Source organism: Vibrio superstes (assembly GCF_003569005.1).
Classification (GTDB): Bacteria; Pseudomonadota; Gammaproteobacteria; order Enterobacterales; family Vibrionaceae; genus Vibrio; species Vibrio superstes.
The window spans coordinates 1,006,741-1,025,488 of record NZ_BCUR01000001.1; the positions used below are offsets into that span (position 1 = coordinate 1,006,741).

The window sequence follows — 18,748 nt, forward strand, 5'->3', positions numbered from 1 at the left end:
TGAATGATCCGGAATAGGTTGGTTAGATATAGATTTCCTCTCTGATCGCGAAGAGAAGACTTATCTAAGCTAGGTTCATAACCTCACTATGTAATGTCTTGTTTCAAATTCCTAGTATCTGCAGCACTTGCACTCCCTTTAGTAGGCTGCTTTGGTTCCAGTGACCAAGAAGGCGTCACCGGTGAGAAATCAGAGATAAGTGTCGCGATGATGGTTCCTCCAAGGAGCGGGCTCTCTCCGTTGTCGGATGACGCGTTCAAATTATCACGTTGGAATACCCCGAGTCAGGTTATTACTCTTTGTAAGTTTCTTGTTGGATGTCCCATAGCTTGCGATAAAAGCCCTTTTGCATCAGAAGATCGTCGTGCGTACCTTGCTCAACTACTTGTCCTTGACTCAATACCACAATGTTGTCGGCATCAACAATGGTAGATAGTCGATGAGCAATCACTAAGCTGGTGTGCTGGTTTGCAAGTTGAGCCATCGCTTCTAAGATTGATTTTTCTGAGTGACTGTCTAAGCTTGACGTCGCTTCATCAAACAGCATTATTGGTGCCTGTTTGAGTATGGCGCGAGCAATGGCAATGCGCTGCTTTTCACCACCAGAGAGTTTTAAACCTCGCTCACCAACCGTGGTTTGATAGCCATCTGGCAAGCTCTCAATAAACGTTTTTAGGTGTGCCATTTCGATCGCTAGATAAATTTCATCTTCGCTGGCATCCGGACGGCCGTAGCTGACATTATTGAAAATAGTATCGTTAAATAGCACAGTATCTTGCGGAACGATGGCAATCTCTTGGCGAAGCGACTCTTGGGTCACACTTGAAATAGATTGCCCGTCTAATCGAATGTCACCCGAGTCGATGTCATAAAATCGAAAAAGCAGTTTTACTAAGGTCGATTTACCCGCACCGCTGTCGCCCACAACCGCGACCTTTTTGCCTGCGGGAACGGTAAAGCTGATCCCTTTCAATATGGGTCTTTTGTCATCATACCCAAAGGTAACGTTATCAAACTCAATGTTTCCAGAAGATAGGTTAAGCGTGGTGCTGTTGTCGTTGTTGACAATCTTAGGGGGCGTGTCGAGTAGTTCAAACATACGCTCAATGTTGGCCAAAGACCCACGAATTTCGCGATAGACAAATCCTAGGAAGTTAAGCGGAATAAACATCTGCATCATAAAAGTGTTGATCAGCACGAAATCACCCAAGCTCATTTCTCCTGAATGTACGCTGAATGCTGCAAGCATCATCATCGCGGTCATTCCGGCAGAAATAATAAAAGCTTGCCCACCGTTTAGGGCAAATAGCGACAGACGGTTGCTTCGACGCGCCTGCTCCCACTTGTGCAGTGCGTCGTCATATCGGTTTGCTTCGAACTGTTCGTTGTTAAAATACTTAACGGTTTCATAGTTGAGTAAACTGTCGATTGCTTTAGTGTTGGAGTTAGAGTCAGCGAGTGCTGCTTCCTTGACATACTTGGTGCGCTTTTCCGTGGCAACAACAGAAAACGCCACATAGAGTCCGATGGAAATCATGGTAATTAAGGCAAACCAAGGGTCGTAGGCCATAAAGAAGATAATGATCACCACGGCTATTTCTAAGAACGTGGGCACGATATTGAACACCATAAAACGCATCAAAAAACTGATGCCGGAGGTGCCGCGATCGATGTCTCTGGACAGTCCGCCGGTTCGCCTCTCCAAGTGAAAGCCTAGGTCGAGTTTGTGCAGGTGTTGAAACACTTCTAGTCCCAAACGACGCATGGCTCTCTCAGTGACGCGGCCGAACAGGGTATCGCGGATCTCTCCTAGTAGGGTATTGATCAAACGAACCACTCCATAAGCGAGCACTAACGCCACAGGTACTGCAATAGCTTGGGTTGTCGCTGCATCCAAATCATCAACAATGTGCTTGAGGATGAACGGCAAACCAATATTAGCCGCTTTAGCCAGTACCAGACAAAACAACGCAATCGCGATGCGCGCTTTGAACTCAAGCAAGTAGGGGATGAGTTTAGAAAACACACGCCAGTTAATAGGGGTGTCGGGACGGTCTAGAATTCGTGAAGCTCGCATAATTTCCTTACGACGACATACTCGTGAACTCAAAGAGGGAATACTATCCTATTTCAATGAGTGATTGGCAATGTTACGTCTCATTCTCATTCGTTCGCTAGAGTATTGTTCTAGCGTTAAAAAAACCTTGTAAGAATCGTGAATTTTTTCAAGACTTAACCCAAACTCTAGATCGTAAACATGAAGACTGCGTTCCCAATAATAGGAGAAACATTATGAAAACGTTGCATCTTGCAATGATCACTGCAACTGCTCTATTTACTTTGACTGCCTGTGAGTCAATGTCTACGACCAATAATATAGACGGCAAAGATATGGATGCGAAACAAGAGATGAGCGATAACATCGAGCAACAGGAAATTGGTTCATTGATGGGACATCCATTGCGTACTTACACCAGCGGATCAATGCTTACAATGGATCACAACCCCGATCGCGTAAACATCGAAGTCGACTCTGAAGGGAAAATCGTCAAAATTTGGAAAGGTTAGGATAGAGGACACGGTCAAGTTAACTAGAAATAGACTGCAGATCTCAGCTTAACTCCGATTATCCAGCAGTAACATCATTTCACCGAGCAAAAGCATCCGATCTGCGGCTTTTGTAAACTTCGGCACGGCACAAGTGCTTTTGCAAATTGAAAGCGTCATATACCGTAGAAAAAATGTTGAGAAAACGCTGCGCATGTACCCCACTCTTAAATTGCCTCATCTGTGGCTCCCTAACTCTTGTTGGCGCATGGGAGCTTTTACTAGGCATAAGGAAAGGTAAGTCAAATTGCGAGTATTGATATCAAGTTTCATCTTGCTCTAGCTTATCTCGGGGCATAGCTGTGTCAGCGATGGACGCTTCTATGTCCGGAACTTTGCCCAAAAAAAAGGAGCCCAGTTGGGCTCCTTTTTTTGTCATAGAAAAGCGTAATAGCTTGTCAGAGGCGAAGGCTGATTAGAAACTATCTTATCAACAAGAGCGGCACCGTTGTGTCAGTAATGATTCGTGTGGTATTACTTCCAACGAAGAACTGACGAAGCTTCGAATGTCCGTAAGCCCCCATCACAATCATGCCAATATTCTGCTTTTGCTGATAGGTCAGAATTGCAGAGTGGACGTCACCTTGGAGCTGAGCTTCAACTACATTGACGCCACTAGCTTTTAGTTTCTGCGCAGCATTCGCAAATGTCTCCGCTTTGCTATCGGAATCTTCCACCATCACTAGGTGGCAAGTCATCCCTTCTAGTAAGGGAGTATTGATAGCCTTTTCGACTAATTTCTCGCTGATCGCACTGCCATCCAAAGCAAGCAAGTAGCTCTGAGGCTGAGAAAAAGGACCTGATGCAATAAGGATGTGCGCTTTAATTGAGCGCACAACACTTTCTAACTGAGAGCCGATAGTTTTGGTGTCTTTGCGGTGGAGTTCACCAGATTTACCCATAATCAAAACACGTATGTCTTGCTCTATATCGGTTAAGGTTTCAACCAGATCACCGTGCTTTTGTAGCTTCTTAGTGCCATCGTAACCCTGTTCACTTAAGTGACTTTCGAGTTCACTTAATAAGGCTTTACCGTGCTTAAGCGCTACCTTTGCTCGTTGTTCATCAAGTTCAATAAGCTCCGTCAGTAACTGTTCTCTTGCGCCAAGACCGATATTGCCACTTAATTCGCTTTGTGCTTCTTGTGACGATTTGTCTAATACATGAAGTAACGTTAGCGGCGCTGATAGTCGTTGTGACGTCCATGCACCTATCTCGGCAACAGATTGAGAGTAACTTGACCCATCGATACACGCGATTATATTTGTCATGTTTGGCTCCTTAGTGTCCGCCCATTAATTTTTCAATTTCTTCTGGTTTATCGTGAATACCAAATTTATCAACGATGGTGCTGGTCGCTTCATTCATACCGATCAAATTAACGTCGGTACCTTCACGTCTAAACTTAATCACCACACGGTCTAATGAGGAAACAGAGGTGATGTCCCAGAAATGCGCATGGGTGAGATCAATCGTGACACGCTCAAGAACTTCTTTAAAGTCAAACGCTTTTGAAAATTGATCTGATGATGCAAAAAAGGTTTGCCCAACAACGCGATAGGTACGTTCTTCACCACATTCGGATAATTCGCTTTTGACCACCATGAAGCGAGCAATTTTGTTGGCGAAAAACAGCGCCGCCAATAAAACACCTACAAACACACCGATCGCAAGGTTATGGGTCACGACAACGACCACGACGGTCGAGATCATTACGATATTGGTCGATAAAGGATGAGATTTAAGATCTTTAACTGAACTCCAAGAGAAAGTACCAATAGAAACCATGATCATCACGGCAACAAGTGCGGCCATTGGGATAAGCTTCAACCAATCACTGAGGAAGACCACCATGATCAGTAAGAAAACACCAGCAATAAGCGTTGATAAACGACCACGACCGCCTGATTTAATATTGATGATCGACTGTCCAATCATCGCACAGCCTGCCATTCCACCAATGAAGCCGGTTGCGATATTGGCAATACCTTGACCTTTACATTCACGGTTCTTATCACTATCTGTATCGGTCAAGTCATCCACAATCGTTGCAGTCATCATTGATTCAAGCAAACCAACAGTCGCAAGTCCCAATGAGTACGGCAAAATAATCCAAAGCGTTTCAAGATTGAGAGGAACATCAGGCCATAAGAAAATAGGCAGAGTATCAGGGAGTTGCCCCATATCACCGACGGTGCGAATGTCGATATTAAACGCAATGGCGACGATCGTTAGCGAGATGATACATACTAGCGGTGACGGTAAAAGTTTGCCTACATATGGGACGTATGGGAATAGGTAAATAATCGCAAGCCCTGCTGCCGTCATGGCGTAAACATGCCATGTCACGTCAGTTAACTCAGGCAATTGCGCCATAAAGATCAGAATCGCTAAGGCATTGACAAAACCTGTCACCACCGATCGAGACACAAAGCGCATTAAGTCACCCAGCTTGAGATACCCTGCAGCAATTTGGAGCATACCTGTTAATACGGTTGTGGCTAATAGGTATTGAAGGCCATGGTCTTTAACCAGAGTGACCATCAACAGGGCCATTGCCCCTGTTGCTGCTGATATCATTCCGGTACGTCCACCGACAATCGAAATGATAAAAGCAATACTGAATGAGGCATAAAGGCCCACTTTAGGGTCCACGCCTGCGATAATAGAGAACGCAATTGCTTCAGGGATCAAGGCCAGCGCTACAACGATACCAGCCAGCACATCACCACGCACATTGGATAGCCAATCACGTTTCATTGTTTCAATCATGAATTTTCTCGTAAAATTAATAAGTTTGTTAATATATAGAAAGGGATATAGAACGGGATTTAGAAAGGAGTGTGATCTAAGGCGGCGTAGTTGACATTGAGTTACTCCAAAACAAAAAAAAGAACACATCGAACTACAAATTAATAAATAGTCAAAGCCGTGTGAGTACTTTTACCATATCGCTCATTAACGTTATAACTATAAGCTCAATTAAGGTGAAACTGTGGGGAGAAGACCGCTTCGCATGCGCAAATAAAAAGTCATAGTCTCTATTTAGTCTATCTTTTTTATCCATACAATAATGCAGTAAAATTACTGCATAGAGCTACATTAATTATCTTCTGATACAGCTATTTTTGCTTGATAGGATATTCGCGAGAAAGAAAACATCTTAAAAGTTGGGTTTCTGATAGCAGTGTGAGGTTTGTAAGCTAGATTAACCTTTGAGATGTGTAAACTATGACTCATTAGAGGTTTAGATCCGACGTTTACATTAAACAGTGAACTCACTCGCCTCCCAATGCTTTCCAGTACATCACAAACGACAGTTCAATAAATTCATCGTGAGACATCGACAGCTCTTTCGCATTGTCTAGCAAGGTTAATCCACAATACATAGTGTGGCTGTGACTGTATAGTCGCAACACTTCTACAGGAATAGACGACAGGAGCCCTTGACGCTGTGCCTCTAACAGTTTTGCTTCAAGAGGTTCGAAAACATCTTGAACAACCTGGTTTCTCGTCTCATTTTTAGGATGATGCTGAATTTGATTGAAGAACATCAACTCTGCGGGACGAGAGATCAAAGAATTAACCCCTTCAATCCAAACACGCTTGATGTTCTCAGATAAACTCAGTGTCGGGTCATCTATCATTAACCCAAGGTCGCCAAACAATGACTTTTTCAAATCGACAAATAGCTCGTCTTCTAGTTTCGATTTGTTTTCAAAGTGGTGGAAAAGCGTCGCTTTTGCTACTCCAGCAGCCTTCGCGATTTGTGCGGTGGAGGTATTATCCATACCTTGTTCAGCAAAGAGTTGCAGCGCAGATTTTAGGATTTGATCCCGTTTAGTTATCATATTATGAGTCTTTGGCCAGCATGTTTACTGCCCAACAGTCAGGCAGTTCAATATTTTATTCTGAAGCATTGTAGATCATTTTAAAGAGAAACTTGAGTGTTCGATACTCTCAAGCTCCTCTTTTTCATTGATCGCTTAATTACTGTGATTAATATAACCACCGTTACAGGCGCTAAACTTGTACCTTACTTTTTCGCAATGAGATCCAATAGCACAAGATGTAAGTCGTAATCAAAGTATCGGCCAACCCAAATGGTATAAACCGCATATTGAGCCAAGCCCATTCAGGGTCAAAGAAGTTAGCCACATAGAGGTAAACCATGAAGAGCTTCTCAACAAATGCATACAGAATCACGACTTGCTGCCATTCTTTTTTGAAGGCAGACACTATCATGAATATTCCTATCAATAACACCATCATTCCCCAGTGGCGAAAAATAAAGGTGTAATGATGGTCATAATGCAAGCCATTCAATAATGACAACGCTCTCTCTGGGTCGATGACGTATAAGCCTGCGCTCATAGTCGCAATGCCTGCAATGACCAGAAATTTTTGTAAGTGCTTTAGAAAAAACATAGTGCTTCTCTCAATGTGTTTATCGTTAAGTTTGATCGGGATAAAGCGACGTTGGATGCGCTGAAATCGCCTTATCCTTTGAATTTAAAGCGAGTAGCCATAGCTACACATGTTTCACCTTTAACCACCGATTTTTCTAATGATTGTTTTCTTAAACCACGTGTCGTATGGAGGGTGAAGCAACTTGGTGAAATTGATGGAACCGCGATTCAATACCGTCTTTGCGTGACTTAACGTCTTGAAACCTTCAGGGCCATGGTAGTGACCAATTCCAGATGGGCCATTACCTCCAAACGGGGCATCGTCCACCGCAACTTGCATCAATAGATCGTTAATGCACACTCCACCAGATAAGGTATTTGTCACAAAGCGCTCTTGCAGTGCTTTGTCGTTACTGATGATGTACAAGGCCAGGGGACGGTCGTGATCCAACACATATTGATGTGCCTCATCAACAGACTGATAACCAATAATAGGCAAGATGGGTCCAAACAACTCTTCTTGCATTACCGTCATCTGATCGGTCACACCAGTCACTAAATGCGGGATCATTCGATGTCTATTATCGTCAAAAGCAACAGGTCTAACCGGATCGATTATCGCTCCTTTGTCCGATGCATCTTTAAGGACACTTTTAAGACGCTGGTATTGACGCTGGTTCACGATCGAAGTGTAGTCTTTGCTGTTTATTCCATCTTTAAACATTGAGTTAAAGTACGCTTTATACGCATCAATAAACTCTGTGACTTTTTCTGCAGGCATCAGCACGTAGTCAGGAGCCACACAGGCCTGACCGGAGTTGATCGATTTCGCAAAAGCGATTCGTTCAACAGCTTGTTGAACATCAAAGTCAGGGCCGATAATAGTAGGAGACTTTCCGCCTAACTCAAGAGTAACAGGTGTTAGATTGGCTGAAGCCGCGCGCATGATGTGCTTGCCCACTGCTGTCGAACCGGTAAAAATAATGTGGTTGAAAGGTAATTGGCTAAAGCGAGTTGCGACTTCAACCTCACCTTCAATAAGGGCGACCTTTGACTCCGCAAAACCTTCCGCTAGCATCGTTTTCAAAACCGCATTGGTCTTTGGCGTAAACTCTGACATTTTTAGCATCGCGGTATTACCCGTTGCTAGTGCAGTCAGCAAAGGTGAAAGTGATAAGCCAATAGGAAAGTTCCACGGAACAATGATCCCAACAACACCGATGGGCTGATAGTGTACATAAGCCTTCGATGGTGCAAGCATCAATCCTGCACTGCGTTTAGAGGGCTTCATCCACTTCTTAAGGTTTTTCCTTGTATATTCTAAAGAGTGAAGCGTCCCTGATATGTCTGAAATGAGCGTATCAAATGTAGAACGGTGACCATAGTCTTCAGCGACTGCTTCCACCAACCGATCTTTATAATTGACGATCAATGATCGCAATATCTCTAGATCTTTTAGCCGTTCCTCACAGCTCGAATTTGGATTAGCTCGAAAATGCGCTTGTTGTGTTGCAAAAAGCGTGTCTAAACGTGTTAATTCGGTTTCAGTTTGAAGATCTAGTATCGCGTTCATTGTTGTGCCTCATCAAAATCAATTCGTTATGTGTACTTTCGGTGGCTACTTATTTGGATCGATCGCTAAGGAGAGATTCTGCAAACCTCTCCTAGCGTAAGAGTTAACTAGCGTTTATCGTTATGACCAGCCATGAAGTCGTTGGTACCACTCACTTTGAGAAGCCAATCGAACATCTTAAGACCTACGATTCCGCGTAAAAACGGCATCGCATAAACAGCGCGTGGACGTGCGACCATCGCCTTTTCTTTTTTCACGCCCTTCCACACTGCATCAACCATTTTGTCGATTGAGATCAATGGTAAGAATTTAGAGTGTGCACCTTCAAACATGCCGGTATCAATATGGCCAGGGGTTACTGTGGTCACCTTGATGTGAGGAAGCGTTTCTTTAAGTTCAATGCGCAGCCCTTGTGACCAACCTAGCATTGCCCACTTGCTTGCGCAGTACACAACGATACGTGGGCAATACATCAAGCCAGCACCAGACGCGATGTTGACGATATGTGCGTCATTGGTTTCAGCCATAGCCGGTAAGAAGGCTCGAGCGACGTGCATCGGTGCAGTGCTGTTGATTTGCATCGACAAATCAATTTTTTTCGGGTCGTGATTGATAAAATATTCGGTAACAACAATGCCTGCATTGTTAATAAGCAGTTCGATGGGACCAATTGTGTCAATAACCTGCTGCGCGGTGTCATACACTAATTCGGTATTAGTCACATCGACTTTAAAGGTGTGAATTTGAGTTTTTTCGTTGCTCAGCTCTTCTTTCGTCGCCGCCATTGCCTCTTCATTCATATCCCAAATGACGACATTCTTTGCGCCGTCTTTGATTGCGCGGACAACATAGGCCTTGCCCATTCCCATTGCACCACCGGTAACCAAGACGTTTTTATTCATTACTGATTTCATGTTTTCTCCAAAGTTTAAAAATCATTAGATAAGGGTCAATTATCAAATGACTCTCACTGACCAATCGGTCGGTCAGCGAGAGTAAGGTAATCAATTCGATGAACTAATTCAAGTAAATTTTGGAGTTTTTATTCGACCAGTCGGTTTACGGTTTAAGAGGTTCTTTGTTGCAGGCAGTGCCGTTCGGGCAGTTGTTCATAGTGTGTGACTCCGCAAAATAGACTGGATACACAAGTGCACTCTGCGCCATTGGTGTCTTGCACAATAGAAGTTATCTAGAGATTGAATTCAACTAATCTACGTTTAGTCACCTAGTTAGATTGTGCTCGACTAACGCTTATCAAGACCCCACAGATAGAGTTTATTATTAGTTTTTCTGAGGCAAACTCAGCTTACTTTTATCATCTGTAATTCGTCTTGGGACAATTCTGAGTTACAACGTACTAATTGTGAACATAATTGAATCCGTTTAAATCTCGTCTATGATAATAAAAGTTTATTAAAAATATAATTATTGATAATTTCAAGAAATGGCCGATTATCCCTATACTTCTCCACATCGAAACGAAATACGAAACGAATTAATCAAACAGTTCTTGGAGAAAGTTATGAAAATGAATCACGTTGGTATCATGGTTGGCGATATGGACAAAGCTGTAGAGTTCTACACTAAAGCGCTAGGTCTTCGCGTAGTAATGAACAACACTAAAGTTGTTGAAGAGCGCGAGTCTGCTATCGGTCGTATGTGTATCGCAGTGTTCGGTGAAGGCTTCAAAGGCTTCAACATTGCTCACCTAGTAACAAATGACGGTATCGGTGTTGAGTTATTCGAAATGGTTGACCGCGAAGAGCGTCATAACGTTGATTTTTCTCGCCTAGGTATCTTCCACTTCTGCGTACAACTACCAAAAGAGCAGTTTGAATCAGCAATCAAACGTGTAGAAGAGTTTGGCGGTAAGGTTCGCATGGATATTCACCGTTACCACCCAGAAGATGATTCTAAGCAAGCACAAATGGTTTACCTAGAAGACCCGTTTGGCAACTTATTTGAGTTCTACTCTCACTCTTACGAAGATACTTACGCTACTGATTACGAGTAATTCTCAGGCTTGCTAAACTAGTATTTTTAATGCCCACTAGATATATAGTCTTGTGGGCATTTTATTATCGCCTAAATGATCTTGGGGCATTTCTGAGTTAAGTCGCCCAGCTAGCAAGTATCTGGACAAAAACGTGCTAGCAGTTGTCATGTTGGCACGTCTTTGAGGACTTTCGTATTACTAATTTAATAAGATTGAATGAACTCAGATAACCTACAAAGTTACGAACGATTTTACATATCCACTGCAATCCAATATTGAAAACGATAGAATCAATGACAGCAACTACTGAGTAACAACACTAATACGCTCAACGTCCACTTTTGCCTTTGTCCAGCCTCGATTTACTTCCCCTTGAATAACAATTTTTGTTATATGAATTCACCCATATCTAAGACACTGTGATTTGGGTCTATTCTAATAATCACCTAACAATAGAAATAATTAGCATCTATTCAAAAAATGAATACATAACTATAAATCTATACTCCATACATTTATTAACTGTTCCATTTCATGTAAACAAACCAACCCTTCAAGATAAGAACGAACTCTTAAGTAACTCCGCGGTATGTATTTGAGAAGCAATGCTATCCCAAGCTCATTTTTAACTTGTTATCCACCAAAGTTTTTATAAGCAGGTTATCAATCCACGAGTTAATTTCGAATGGCGTATAGGCATCGAATAAAATAGGTAATAATATACAGCCACCTAGCTTTTATTTTAATTTTCAATTGATCCGATGATGTTTACGAAGTGTTTTCATCAGCGAGTGCAGTAACTCGATATCTTCGGTGGGCATGCCCATCATTTCATCCATTAAATTTAGTACACTTGCAGGCACTGCTATTTGACCGCCGATGGTGCGGTCTATTTCGTCAACTGGAAAAAACTGCAAAATACTCACATCCAGCACTTTCCCTAAACGGAACAAGTCCGACACCGTAAACTCGCTACCCTGTTGCTTATCCATTTTACTGTAAAAGGCAGTTTTACCAATACCAGCCTTATCGGCCAACGCACTTTTGCTGATGTTGTTATGCACCATGTACGCTTCTACACGCTCTATTAACATCATTCTAAAGCGTTGTTCATTTTCACCAAAAAACTCAAAACCTTCGGTATTCAATTCCGCCATTAGGGTCCGCCATTTTTACATAATATGAAAATATATTAGCTTCTTATTCATATTATGAAAGCGAAAATATTTAGAGTTTCCCTCAGTACTCTTATGAAAATAACTCTGAGGTAACAAAAAATGAACCCTGAATTACCGTTTTACGCTTCTATCACAATAGGCCCACAACTTAAAAAGAGCTTAGCCTGTCTTTGCTTAGTGCTTTTAAGCGCCGAATTACCTGCCAAGCAATTAAATATTGGTTTGGGCTACGGTCCGCAGGTGGGGAAAAATGTTGATCGACAAAATAACGCAGTGTTTGATCTAAGCTACACCTTTTGGGACCAGCGTTTTGGTAAAAATGAAAACTGGCAATTATTACTCGGTGTAGGCTATAGCCACTTGGTTAGCGATGTAGAGCAAAATAACAAAGTTGATGTTTATTCCGTATTGCCGACCATCCGTTACAACTTTACACCTCGCGACAACTTTGACCCATACATTGGCTTCACCGCTGGGCCATCAATCATGTCATCCAATAAGTTGGGCTATCAAGAGCAAGGCTCACGGTTTCTATTTAATGACTTTGTCAGCTTGGGTGCCTATTTTGGTGAGAATAGGCAGTGGGAGGTTAGCTTTGCATGGCGTCATCTTTCAAACGCAGATTTATATCTTCCTAATCCGGGGTTTGATGTGCCTTTTAGCATTAGCTTAGGTCGTAAGTTTTAGTTTGTTCATAAAGCGAAATCAATGAAGTTGAGAGTTCATATTATGAAATCATCATTGCTTAATATGAACTCATAGAAACACAAACTTTACGACTTGAGGACCAAGTTGTTAACCCTAGGCAGGATTGGCCAAACGAATAGGTAAATACCATGAAAAATCACAAGGCTTTTAAATCTCAGTTATTGGCGAGCATTGTTGCCGGCTTCATTTTTAGCGCTAATGTTAGTGCTGCACCCTCTAACCAAGTGCCACTAAATATTGATACTTGGCAACAGCAGCGTGCTGAGGGTCTGGTGAGCTTGCCATCAATCACCCCGAATGTAATGGCGGTAAATGCGCAAGACACCTTCAGCATCAATCACCAAAAGCGTGATTATGAACTTCACGAAATAGACTCAGTCGCGAGAATAATGAGCCACCCAGCGGTCGCAAGCATCGTGGTAATGAATACCCACGGCGATGTGATGCTAGAGCACTATCACGACAGTGACCGAAACAGCACTTACTCTGACCAGTCTTCGACTAAATCAATGGGATATATATTGTTGAATCGTGCGCTTAAAGCTAAACAAATTAGCTTGACCGATAAGGTAGAAGACTACTTACCAGAGATCGGAGCAGGCTTTAGAGGTCGCACTGTAGCGGATGTGGCTAACATGGCTGTTAATCACAGCATTTCTGAATTAGCCGCATATACCGGTGACGAAGAGGCCCTGAAGATGTTCGATGAAGATGAACGTGTCATTGGCCTGCAACGTAACGACGAGCGTAAAACTCTACGTCAATTTGCAAGTGAAATAGGAAAAATGGGCAACAGCAATGAATGGCATGGAGAGAATGCCAACTACGCTACTATCAATACCAATGTGCTAATGCTGATCCTAAAGGCAGCAACAAATACTCCAGCGGATCAGTTGGTACGTGAACTAATGCATGATATTGGTGGAGAAAGAACAGTCTATATGGGTACTGATTTTGAAGGAGTCCCAATGATTGGCGCCTCATTAATGTCTGCCAGTCTAGACTTTGCTCGCTACGGCCGATTGCTACTTGAAGACAGTAACGCTGCTAAACAGGATATTAAGCAGTCTGTAAAAGATGGTGAAGTGGTACCTGCGGAACTGACTGGTGTTGAGTCTCGCTACTACAAATCAGCCATAATGAATGAGTACGGTTTAGGCCACAGTGGCTGGGGCGGTCAACTTATTTGGGCAGACCCTGAGTCTGGCACAATTATCGCAATCAATAGCCGAATTGCCAGCGAACTGCCTGCTCCATATGAGCATTTCAATAAGCTCTACCAAGCGGCTTACGACATTATCGAGCAACAACGTCAATAGGTCCGGGAAAACATTATGAATCAGCAAGAGTTCAATAATTATCTTCGACTTAAAACGACAATTGTTAGAAGTGTATTAGTAGCGATGATGGTTATGTTTGCGTCATCCTTCGCAGTGCAAGCCAATGAACCGAAACCACAAACTGATGAAGAGTACGCCATGGTGATAGCAAGAGGAAAGCTACTAAACATCACTAAATGGAAGGTTGAGGTCGATTTTGGACAGAAATTAGAAATCGGATTTAAAAACAAAGATTTATTACGAGATGACGAGGGTAAGGTGATTGATTTTAACTCACCAATGGACGCGCTAAATTACCTGAACCAATCGGGCTGGGTATTGGTCACAGCCAATACCAGTGGTGACCAGTTTTCAGCGATCATGAAACGTAGCAAAATCACAGATAATGAATCTTAATCAAATGGACTTTGAGTATTACGCAGTAGAAAGCCTGTCCATCTGTACTATTTAGACTTCATCAGTAACCGATTAGAGCGCACATACAAAGAAACATAGTATGTGCGCTTTTTGGTTCGGAGTGCCCAGCAAGTTTCTGCTCTCATAAGCCTCTGTTCCCTGAGTAATCTAGACAAACTATCTATTAAACCTGACGTTATTACAATACGGAACAGACAATGGAGCAAAGACGTTTTAGAGCAATGGCACTAAGGCGGTAATGTCCCAAAGCGACTCTGTCATTACTGCTGTCATTACTGCTGTCATTACTGCGGTAACTCACTTTTGGACAGAACTTTGCCAGCCACTTTCCTAAATTAGCAATTCATGAATAACTACAGGTATGAGAAAATCACTTAATTAAATTTACTTTATCGAGGATAAGTGAAAAATATTCGACATGGAATGCTTTGCTATAATTCGAAAGAGAAGTTTACCTTTTAAGTCCTTATTGGTGCTTCTTTGTAATTTCGAAAAGGTGTTGATATGAACCCGTAAACTATCTAACACCAGTGAATAGAGTGAGTTTTATGAAATATGAGTTGACCACTATTCGTGATACAAAAATCACACTGTCGGTATGTGTGGCTGGAGATGACTTGAGTTTGACCCTTTATGGTGGAGAGAAAGGTCATATCGGAGCTGTGACATTAGGGTATGCGCATAACGGCAAAGTCAATTACGAGACATTGTCGGTGCCAGAACATAAAGAGCACTTTCTAACTAGAAACTTGATTGAGTATGTTGTTCCTCAATACGCTAAAACCTGTGTGATTAGTTGCGGAATACACTGGGATAATATTACCCAAGATGAAATAGAACAATCAGTACAAGATAGTATTAAGCTTGTGAGTCGCTATCTGAATGATCTTGAAAATACGCTACAGTAAAATCAATGAGTGCTCTCAAAGCAGCTGGGATGTTACTTCTACTACGATAAATTGCACTCACTGGTATGGAAGAGTGATCGTTCAAGAGAGTAATTTTTTGAAACTTCGTGTGATCGAAACCATTGCGCAGTAAAAGTGTAGGTAAATAAGAGTAACCTTCATAGTTATATAAAGACTCTAGAATTAGGTCTGCGTTGTTTACAACTACTTGTTTGTCTAAAAATTTATTTAGTGTAATCCTTTCATTATCCTGACTAATTACACTATATGTGAGCCCCTTTCTTGCAGCAATAAAATGCTTGCTATCAAAATACTCTTGAGTAATTGAGTATGCATTTCCGTCATTTATCGCTATTAATGACATTTCTAATTCGGTGATTTTTCGACTGATCATATCTTGTGACGCAGGTGTACCAATGATGAACGATAGGTCCATATTCTCAGGAAGCTCATTTTTATAATAATTAGTATCTACTTCGATATTTATAGTGGGATACTTTTTGTTGAACTCGGTGAGTACTTTAACCATTGCTTCGCGGTAGAAAAAAGCCGGCATGGATACGAGTAAGTTGCCGGTTATAGTAGCATTGTTAAGGAGTAGCTTATCTAGGCTGTCCCGAATATCTGAAAAAGGCTGTGCGAGCGATGAATAAAATTTTCTGCCCTCTTTTGTTAATACTAATTGTCGACCGTTGCGACTAAACAACTCTACCTTCAACTCATCTTCCAACAGGGCGATTCTTCGGCTGATTGTCGTTGCCGATAAATTATGCTTGTTAGACAGTTTAGTAATAGAACCGTATTCAACTACCAGTAGAAAATAATTCAAATCGTCGAAAAGTGACTTCATATTAACTCCTATGACCAAATACAAAATTTAAGCGACAATCACATCTAAATCAATCATATAGGGCCTATTTCTCTACTTAGGTGCATTTCTTTTATATTTACACACTCTAAATTATCAATCTATTACTATGTCATTTTTGACATAGTAACCCCCATCTTTGTGTCTTAAATTTGGAAAAACCTTATGCAAGAATGCACGCAAATCAATTGCATAGTTAAGAGCCTATTCGTTTACAAAGATTAAGCGAATAAGCATCACTCTTAGTTTAACCATTTTATTAGTTGGAAAGGTTCATATGAAACGTTTAGTCGTAGGTATAACAGGAGCATCGGGTGTCATTTATGGAGTGAAGATATTAGAGATACTAAAAGATATCCCAGATGTTGAAACACATTTAGTTATGAGTCCTTCAGCGAAAGTTAACCTCAAACTAGAGACTGACTACAGCGAGGAATATGTATTAAGCCTGGCCGATAAAGTACATAGCCATAAAAACCAAGCCGCATCTATCTCTAGCGGTTCCTTCAAAACAGACGGCATGATTATCGCTCCATGTTCGATGAAAACCTTATCGGCTGTTGTGAACTCTTACGCAGATACCTTGGTCGCAAGAGCTGCAGATGTCGTTCTTAAAGAACGTCGTAAATTAGTCCTTATGACAAGAGAGACCCCAATGCACGTAGGTCATTGCAAATTGGTGTACGAGGCTGCAATGCTTGGAGCCATCATTTGTCCTCCTGTTCCGGCTTTCTATGCAAGACCAAAAACTATTGAAGAAGTAATTACGCACACGGTTGTTCGAGTTTTAGATCTGTTTGATATCGAACTCAACACTATTAACCGTTGGTCGGGAAAATAAATTTTTAGCATACGAGGAAATAATATGAAAACGCAGCTTAACAGAGACGCTATTCCTAAATCTTATCGTGAATATTTAGACAGAATGAAACAAGCCGGTGAAATGGTAGAAATTAATGACGAAGTTGATTGGTATCTTGAAATGGGCGCAATTTACCGCTTAAGTAATGAGACTCACGCACCAGGCGCTATTTTCAATAATATTAAAGACTGCCCAAAAGGTTTTAGGGCTGCAGATTTTGGTATGTCTAAGAGTAATACTCCAGGACGCCCATGGGCTCGATTGGCTATTATGCTCGGATTACCCCCTGAATCAGGTCTTATGGAGATCCAAGCAGCTTACCTGGAAGCAATAGAGACAGGTGAACGCCACGACCCGATTCTACTTGAAAGCTCGCAAGCCCCATGCAAACAAAACATTTGGATGGGCGATGATATTGATTTGACTAAATTTCCTGCACCCATTGGGCATGATGGTGACGGTGGTCGTTATATCCAAACTGCAGGTCTGAATATTGTACAAACGCCCAATGGTGAATGGACTAATTGGTCTACAAATAGAGCAATGATTGTAAATAAAAATACCATGACTGGTCTTTGGATACCTTCTCAACATAACGGAATGATCCACCAAATGTGGACAAAAGAGGGGAAAGATACTCCATTTGCTATTGCTCTTGGTGTTAGTGCAGCAGCTGTGACCCAAGCAGGCGCTCGTTGCCCTGATTGGGTGGACGAATACGACTATGTAAGCCGTCTATTAGATGCCCCATTAGAGATGGTCAAGTGTGAAACAAACGATTTATTAGTACCCGCCGATGCAGAGATCGTCATTGAAGGGTACGTATCCAAAGATGAATGGGAAGTCGAGGGGCCGTTTGGAGAGTTTCCTGGCTATATGAGTGAACAAACTGACAGAGCACCTCGCCAGATAATTACGGCTATTACATTTCGTAATGACCCTATCTTACCAATTTGTTTACCTGGTGTACCCTTAGATAGTGGTCACGTTAGCATGAGCTTCTTTGGCTCCACTGATGCAGTAATAGCCATGCGAAAATCTGGTTTCCCAGTTATAGACTCGATTAGTATGTTTGAATCAGCCAATCATTGGCAGGTTTTTAGAGTAAAGGATGACTGGCACAAAATTACAGGATTAACGATTAATGATTTTGTAAATCAGTTCGCAGACACGTACTGGGGGCAGCATGTTGGGGGTAGAACTAAGCTCTTGTTAGTGGGTGAGGATATAGATCCAAGTGACGTTGATAAAGTAGTTTGGGCCTTCGCAACTCGTAATCACCCGACTGAAGGAACGTACCATTTTCCCCAAATCGCGAGAATGGGGACGGGTCTTGAGTATTACCATACAACAGAGGAACTTCTTAAACACCGTGGTGGGTTGGTTATTTATAGCTGTCTTGAATTACCTGAGCGCGTAGGATTAAGCAAAAAAGGTGTTCTATCTTTTGAGGAAAATTTCCCTATTCCTGTAAAAAACAAGGTACTCAACAACTGGTCAAAATGGGGATTTGATAAACCAAAATCCAAATAATAGTCTAGTTAATGGAAGGTTCTGGTATCGAGTTTGCTAATTGCTGCTGGAGTTGAGATGAGTGATGAAGGTTGTTCAGTTATACTCGATGCCAGTTTATCTTTGGAACATTCCTGGTGCTTGGTTCGTCAACATACTCTCACTAAGTTGGATGTGTATTGATTGAGAAATTCAGCACTGATTGCAGAGGTTGAAGATATAGAAAAATGTGGTGCTACGAACCTCGTATATCAGAGTTGTGGCACCTTTAGACCAGTATTGTACAAGTTGAACAACAATATAATCGTCTTGGTTATGAGGCAGAAGTAACCTATAAAACGAAACTTGAGCATGCTTACAAAACCAATGT

General features: G+C 41.9%; 17 protein-coding genes and 1 pseudogene. 9 read left to right on the plus strand and 9 right to left on the minus strand.

Going from position 1 to position 18,748, the window contains the following annotated elements:
* Positions 1-93: 93 nt before the first annotated feature.
* Positions 94-300, plus strand: a pseudogene (locus tag D5I41_RS21395) (ABC transporter substrate-binding protein); the annotation flags it as partial.
* Here D5I41_RS21395 and D5I41_RS04325 read toward each other — a convergent pair.
* Entirely contained in the window at positions 293-2,077 is a 1,785-nt protein-coding gene (locus D5I41_RS04325) for an ABCB family ABC transporter ATP-binding protein/permease (RefSeq protein ID WP_119008676.1), read from the minus strand. The pseudogene D5I41_RS21395 and the gene D5I41_RS04325 sit on opposite strands and share 8 nt — an antisense overlap.
* A gap of 215 nt (positions 2,078-2,292) precedes the next feature.
* Here D5I41_RS04325 and D5I41_RS04330 point away from each other — a divergent pair, with 215 nt between their 5' ends.
* Positions 2,293-2,568 carry an I78 family peptidase inhibitor gene (locus D5I41_RS04330; protein ID WP_119008677.1) on the plus strand — a complete coding sequence of 92 codons (276 nt, stop codon included), beginning with the start codon at positions 2,293-2,295 and terminating at the stop codon, positions 2,566-2,568.
* A gap of 461 nt (positions 2,569-3,029) precedes the next feature.
* On the opposite strand, the gene D5I41_RS04335 is transcribed toward D5I41_RS04330, so the two are convergent.
* From D5I41_RS04335 to D5I41_RS04360, 6 genes are all read right to left on the minus strand, one after another.
* Positions 3,030-3,878 (minus strand): universal stress protein, encoded by an 849-nt coding sequence (locus D5I41_RS04335; protein WP_119008678.1) that lies wholly within the window; start codon positions 3,876-3,878, stop codon positions 3,030-3,032.
* 10 nt (positions 3,879-3,888) lie between these two features.
* On the minus strand, positions 3,889-5,379 hold the full coding sequence (locus tag D5I41_RS04340; RefSeq protein WP_119008679.1) for a SulP family inorganic anion transporter: 1,491 nt from the start codon (positions 5,377-5,379) through the stop codon (positions 3,889-3,891).
* A 506-nt stretch (positions 5,380-5,885) separates the two neighbouring features.
* On the minus strand, positions 5,886-6,458 hold the full coding sequence (locus D5I41_RS04345; RefSeq protein WP_119008680.1) for a TetR/AcrR family transcriptional regulator: 573 nt from the start codon (positions 6,456-6,458) through the stop codon (positions 5,886-5,888).
* Between the two features lie 172 nt (positions 6,459-6,630).
* The gene (locus D5I41_RS04350; RefSeq protein WP_119008681.1) at positions 6,631-7,035 is read right to left on the minus strand and encodes a hypothetical protein; all 405 of its coding nucleotides are present in this window, start codon (positions 7,033-7,035) and stop codon (positions 6,631-6,633) included.
* Between the two features lie 120 nt (positions 7,036-7,155).
* Positions 7,156-8,589 (minus strand): coniferyl aldehyde dehydrogenase, encoded by a 1,434-nt coding sequence (locus D5I41_RS04355; RefSeq protein ID WP_119008682.1) that lies wholly within the window; start codon positions 8,587-8,589, stop codon positions 7,156-7,158.
* Positions 8,590-8,696: 107 nt separating this feature from the next.
* Positions 8,697-9,503 (minus strand): SDR family NAD(P)-dependent oxidoreductase, encoded by an 807-nt coding sequence (locus tag D5I41_RS04360; protein WP_119008683.1) that lies wholly within the window; start codon positions 9,501-9,503, stop codon positions 8,697-8,699.
* A gap of 608 nt (positions 9,504-10,111) precedes the next feature.
* On the opposite strand from D5I41_RS04360, the gene D5I41_RS04365 reads away from it, so the two are divergent.
* Complete coding sequence (locus D5I41_RS04365) at positions 10,112-10,603, plus strand: VOC family protein (RefSeq protein ID WP_119008684.1); 492 nt, start codon at positions 10,112-10,114, stop codon at positions 10,601-10,603.
* 731 nt (positions 10,604-11,334) lie between these two features.
* Here D5I41_RS04365 and D5I41_RS04370 read toward each other — a convergent pair.
* The gene (locus tag D5I41_RS04370) at positions 11,335-11,742 is read right to left on the minus strand and encodes an XRE family transcriptional regulator (protein ID WP_119008685.1); all 408 of its coding nucleotides are present in this window, start codon (positions 11,740-11,742) and stop codon (positions 11,335-11,337) included.
* A gap of 120 nt (positions 11,743-11,862) precedes the next feature.
* Here D5I41_RS04370 and D5I41_RS04375 point away from each other — a divergent pair, with 120 nt between their 5' ends.
* The 4 genes from D5I41_RS04375 (at position 11,863) to lpdD (ending at position 15,136) form a co-directional block, all read left to right on the plus strand.
* The gene (locus tag D5I41_RS04375) at positions 11,863-12,450 is read left to right on the plus strand and encodes an acyloxyacyl hydrolase (protein WP_119008686.1); all 588 of its coding nucleotides are present in this window, start codon (positions 11,863-11,865) and stop codon (positions 12,448-12,450) included.
* Between the two features lie 149 nt (positions 12,451-12,599).
* Positions 12,600-13,790 (plus strand): serine hydrolase domain-containing protein, encoded by a 1,191-nt coding sequence (locus tag D5I41_RS04380; protein ID WP_119008687.1) that lies wholly within the window; start codon positions 12,600-12,602, stop codon positions 13,788-13,790.
* Positions 13,791-13,805: 15 nt separating this feature from the next.
* Complete coding sequence (locus tag D5I41_RS04385; RefSeq protein ID WP_119008688.1) at positions 13,806-14,207, plus strand: hypothetical protein; 402 nt, start codon at positions 13,806-13,808, stop codon at positions 14,205-14,207.
* Between the two features lie 569 nt (positions 14,208-14,776).
* A complete protein-coding gene (gene lpdD / locus D5I41_RS04390) occupies positions 14,777-15,136 on the plus strand; it encodes a prenylated flavin chaperone LpdD (RefSeq protein WP_119008689.1) in 360 nt (119 codons plus the stop codon).
* On the opposite strand, the gene D5I41_RS04395 is transcribed toward lpdD, so the two are convergent.
* Complete coding sequence (locus D5I41_RS04395; protein WP_119008690.1) at positions 15,087-15,986, minus strand: LysR family transcriptional regulator; 900 nt, start codon at positions 15,984-15,986, stop codon at positions 15,087-15,089. The two genes, lpdD and D5I41_RS04395, sit on opposite strands and share 50 nt — an antisense overlap.
* Before the next feature lie 295 nt (positions 15,987-16,281).
* On the opposite strand from D5I41_RS04395, the gene D5I41_RS04400 reads away from it, so the two are divergent.
* A complete protein-coding gene (locus D5I41_RS04400; RefSeq protein ID WP_119008691.1) occupies positions 16,282-16,845 on the plus strand; it encodes a UbiX family flavin prenyltransferase in 564 nt (187 codons plus the stop codon).
* Positions 16,846-16,869: 24 nt separating this feature from the next.
* A complete protein-coding gene (locus D5I41_RS04405; protein WP_119008692.1) occupies positions 16,870-18,399 on the plus strand; it encodes a UbiD family decarboxylase in 1,530 nt (509 codons plus the stop codon).
* The last annotated feature ends 349 nt before the right edge of the window (positions 18,400-18,748 follow it).

Coding starts and splice junctions, on each gene's coding strand:
- D5I41_RS04325 (WP_119008676.1), bottom strand. CDS start 2,077: ATGCGAGCTTCACGAATTCTAGACCGTCCCGACACCCCTATTAACTGG.
- D5I41_RS04330 (WP_119008677.1), top strand. CDS start 2,293: ATGAAAACGTTGCATCTTGCAATGATCACTGCAACTGCTCTATTTACT.
- D5I41_RS04335 (WP_119008678.1), bottom strand. CDS start 3,878: ATGACAAATATAATCGCGTGTATCGATGGGTCAAGTTACTCTCAATCT.
- D5I41_RS04340 (WP_119008679.1), bottom strand. CDS start 5,379: ATGATTGAAACAATGAAACGTGATTGGCTATCCAATGTGCGTGGTGAT.
- D5I41_RS04345 (WP_119008680.1), bottom strand. CDS start 6,458: ATGATAACTAAACGGGATCAAATCCTAAAATCTGCGCTGCAACTCTTT.
- D5I41_RS04350 (WP_119008681.1), bottom strand. CDS start 7,035: ATGTTTTTTCTAAAGCACTTACAAAAATTTCTGGTCATTGCAGGCATT.
- D5I41_RS04355 (WP_119008682.1), bottom strand. CDS start 8,589: ATGAACGCGATACTAGATCTTCAAACTGAAACCGAATTAACACGTTTA.
- D5I41_RS04360 (WP_119008683.1), bottom strand. CDS start 9,503: ATGAAATCAGTAATGAATAAAAACGTCTTGGTTACCGGTGGTGCAATG.
- D5I41_RS04365 (WP_119008684.1), top strand. CDS start 10,112: ATGAAAATGAATCACGTTGGTATCATGGTTGGCGATATGGACAAAGCT.
- D5I41_RS04370 (WP_119008685.1), bottom strand. CDS start 11,742: ATGGCGGAATTGAATACCGAAGGTTTTGAGTTTTTTGGTGAAAATGAA.
- D5I41_RS04375 (WP_119008686.1), top strand. CDS start 11,863: ATGAACCCTGAATTACCGTTTTACGCTTCTATCACAATAGGCCCACAA.
- D5I41_RS04380 (WP_119008687.1), top strand. CDS start 12,600: ATGAAAAATCACAAGGCTTTTAAATCTCAGTTATTGGCGAGCATTGTT.
- D5I41_RS04385 (WP_119008688.1), top strand. CDS start 13,806: ATGAATCAGCAAGAGTTCAATAATTATCTTCGACTTAAAACGACAATT.
- lpdD (WP_119008689.1), top strand. CDS start 14,777: ATGAAATATGAGTTGACCACTATTCGTGATACAAAAATCACACTGTCG.
- D5I41_RS04395 (WP_119008690.1), bottom strand. CDS start 15,986: ATGAAGTCACTTTTCGACGATTTGAATTATTTTCTACTGGTAGTTGAA.
- D5I41_RS04400 (WP_119008691.1), top strand. CDS start 16,282: ATGAAACGTTTAGTCGTAGGTATAACAGGAGCATCGGGTGTCATTTAT.
- D5I41_RS04405 (WP_119008692.1), top strand. CDS start 16,870: ATGAAAACGCAGCTTAACAGAGACGCTATTCCTAAATCTTATCGTGAA.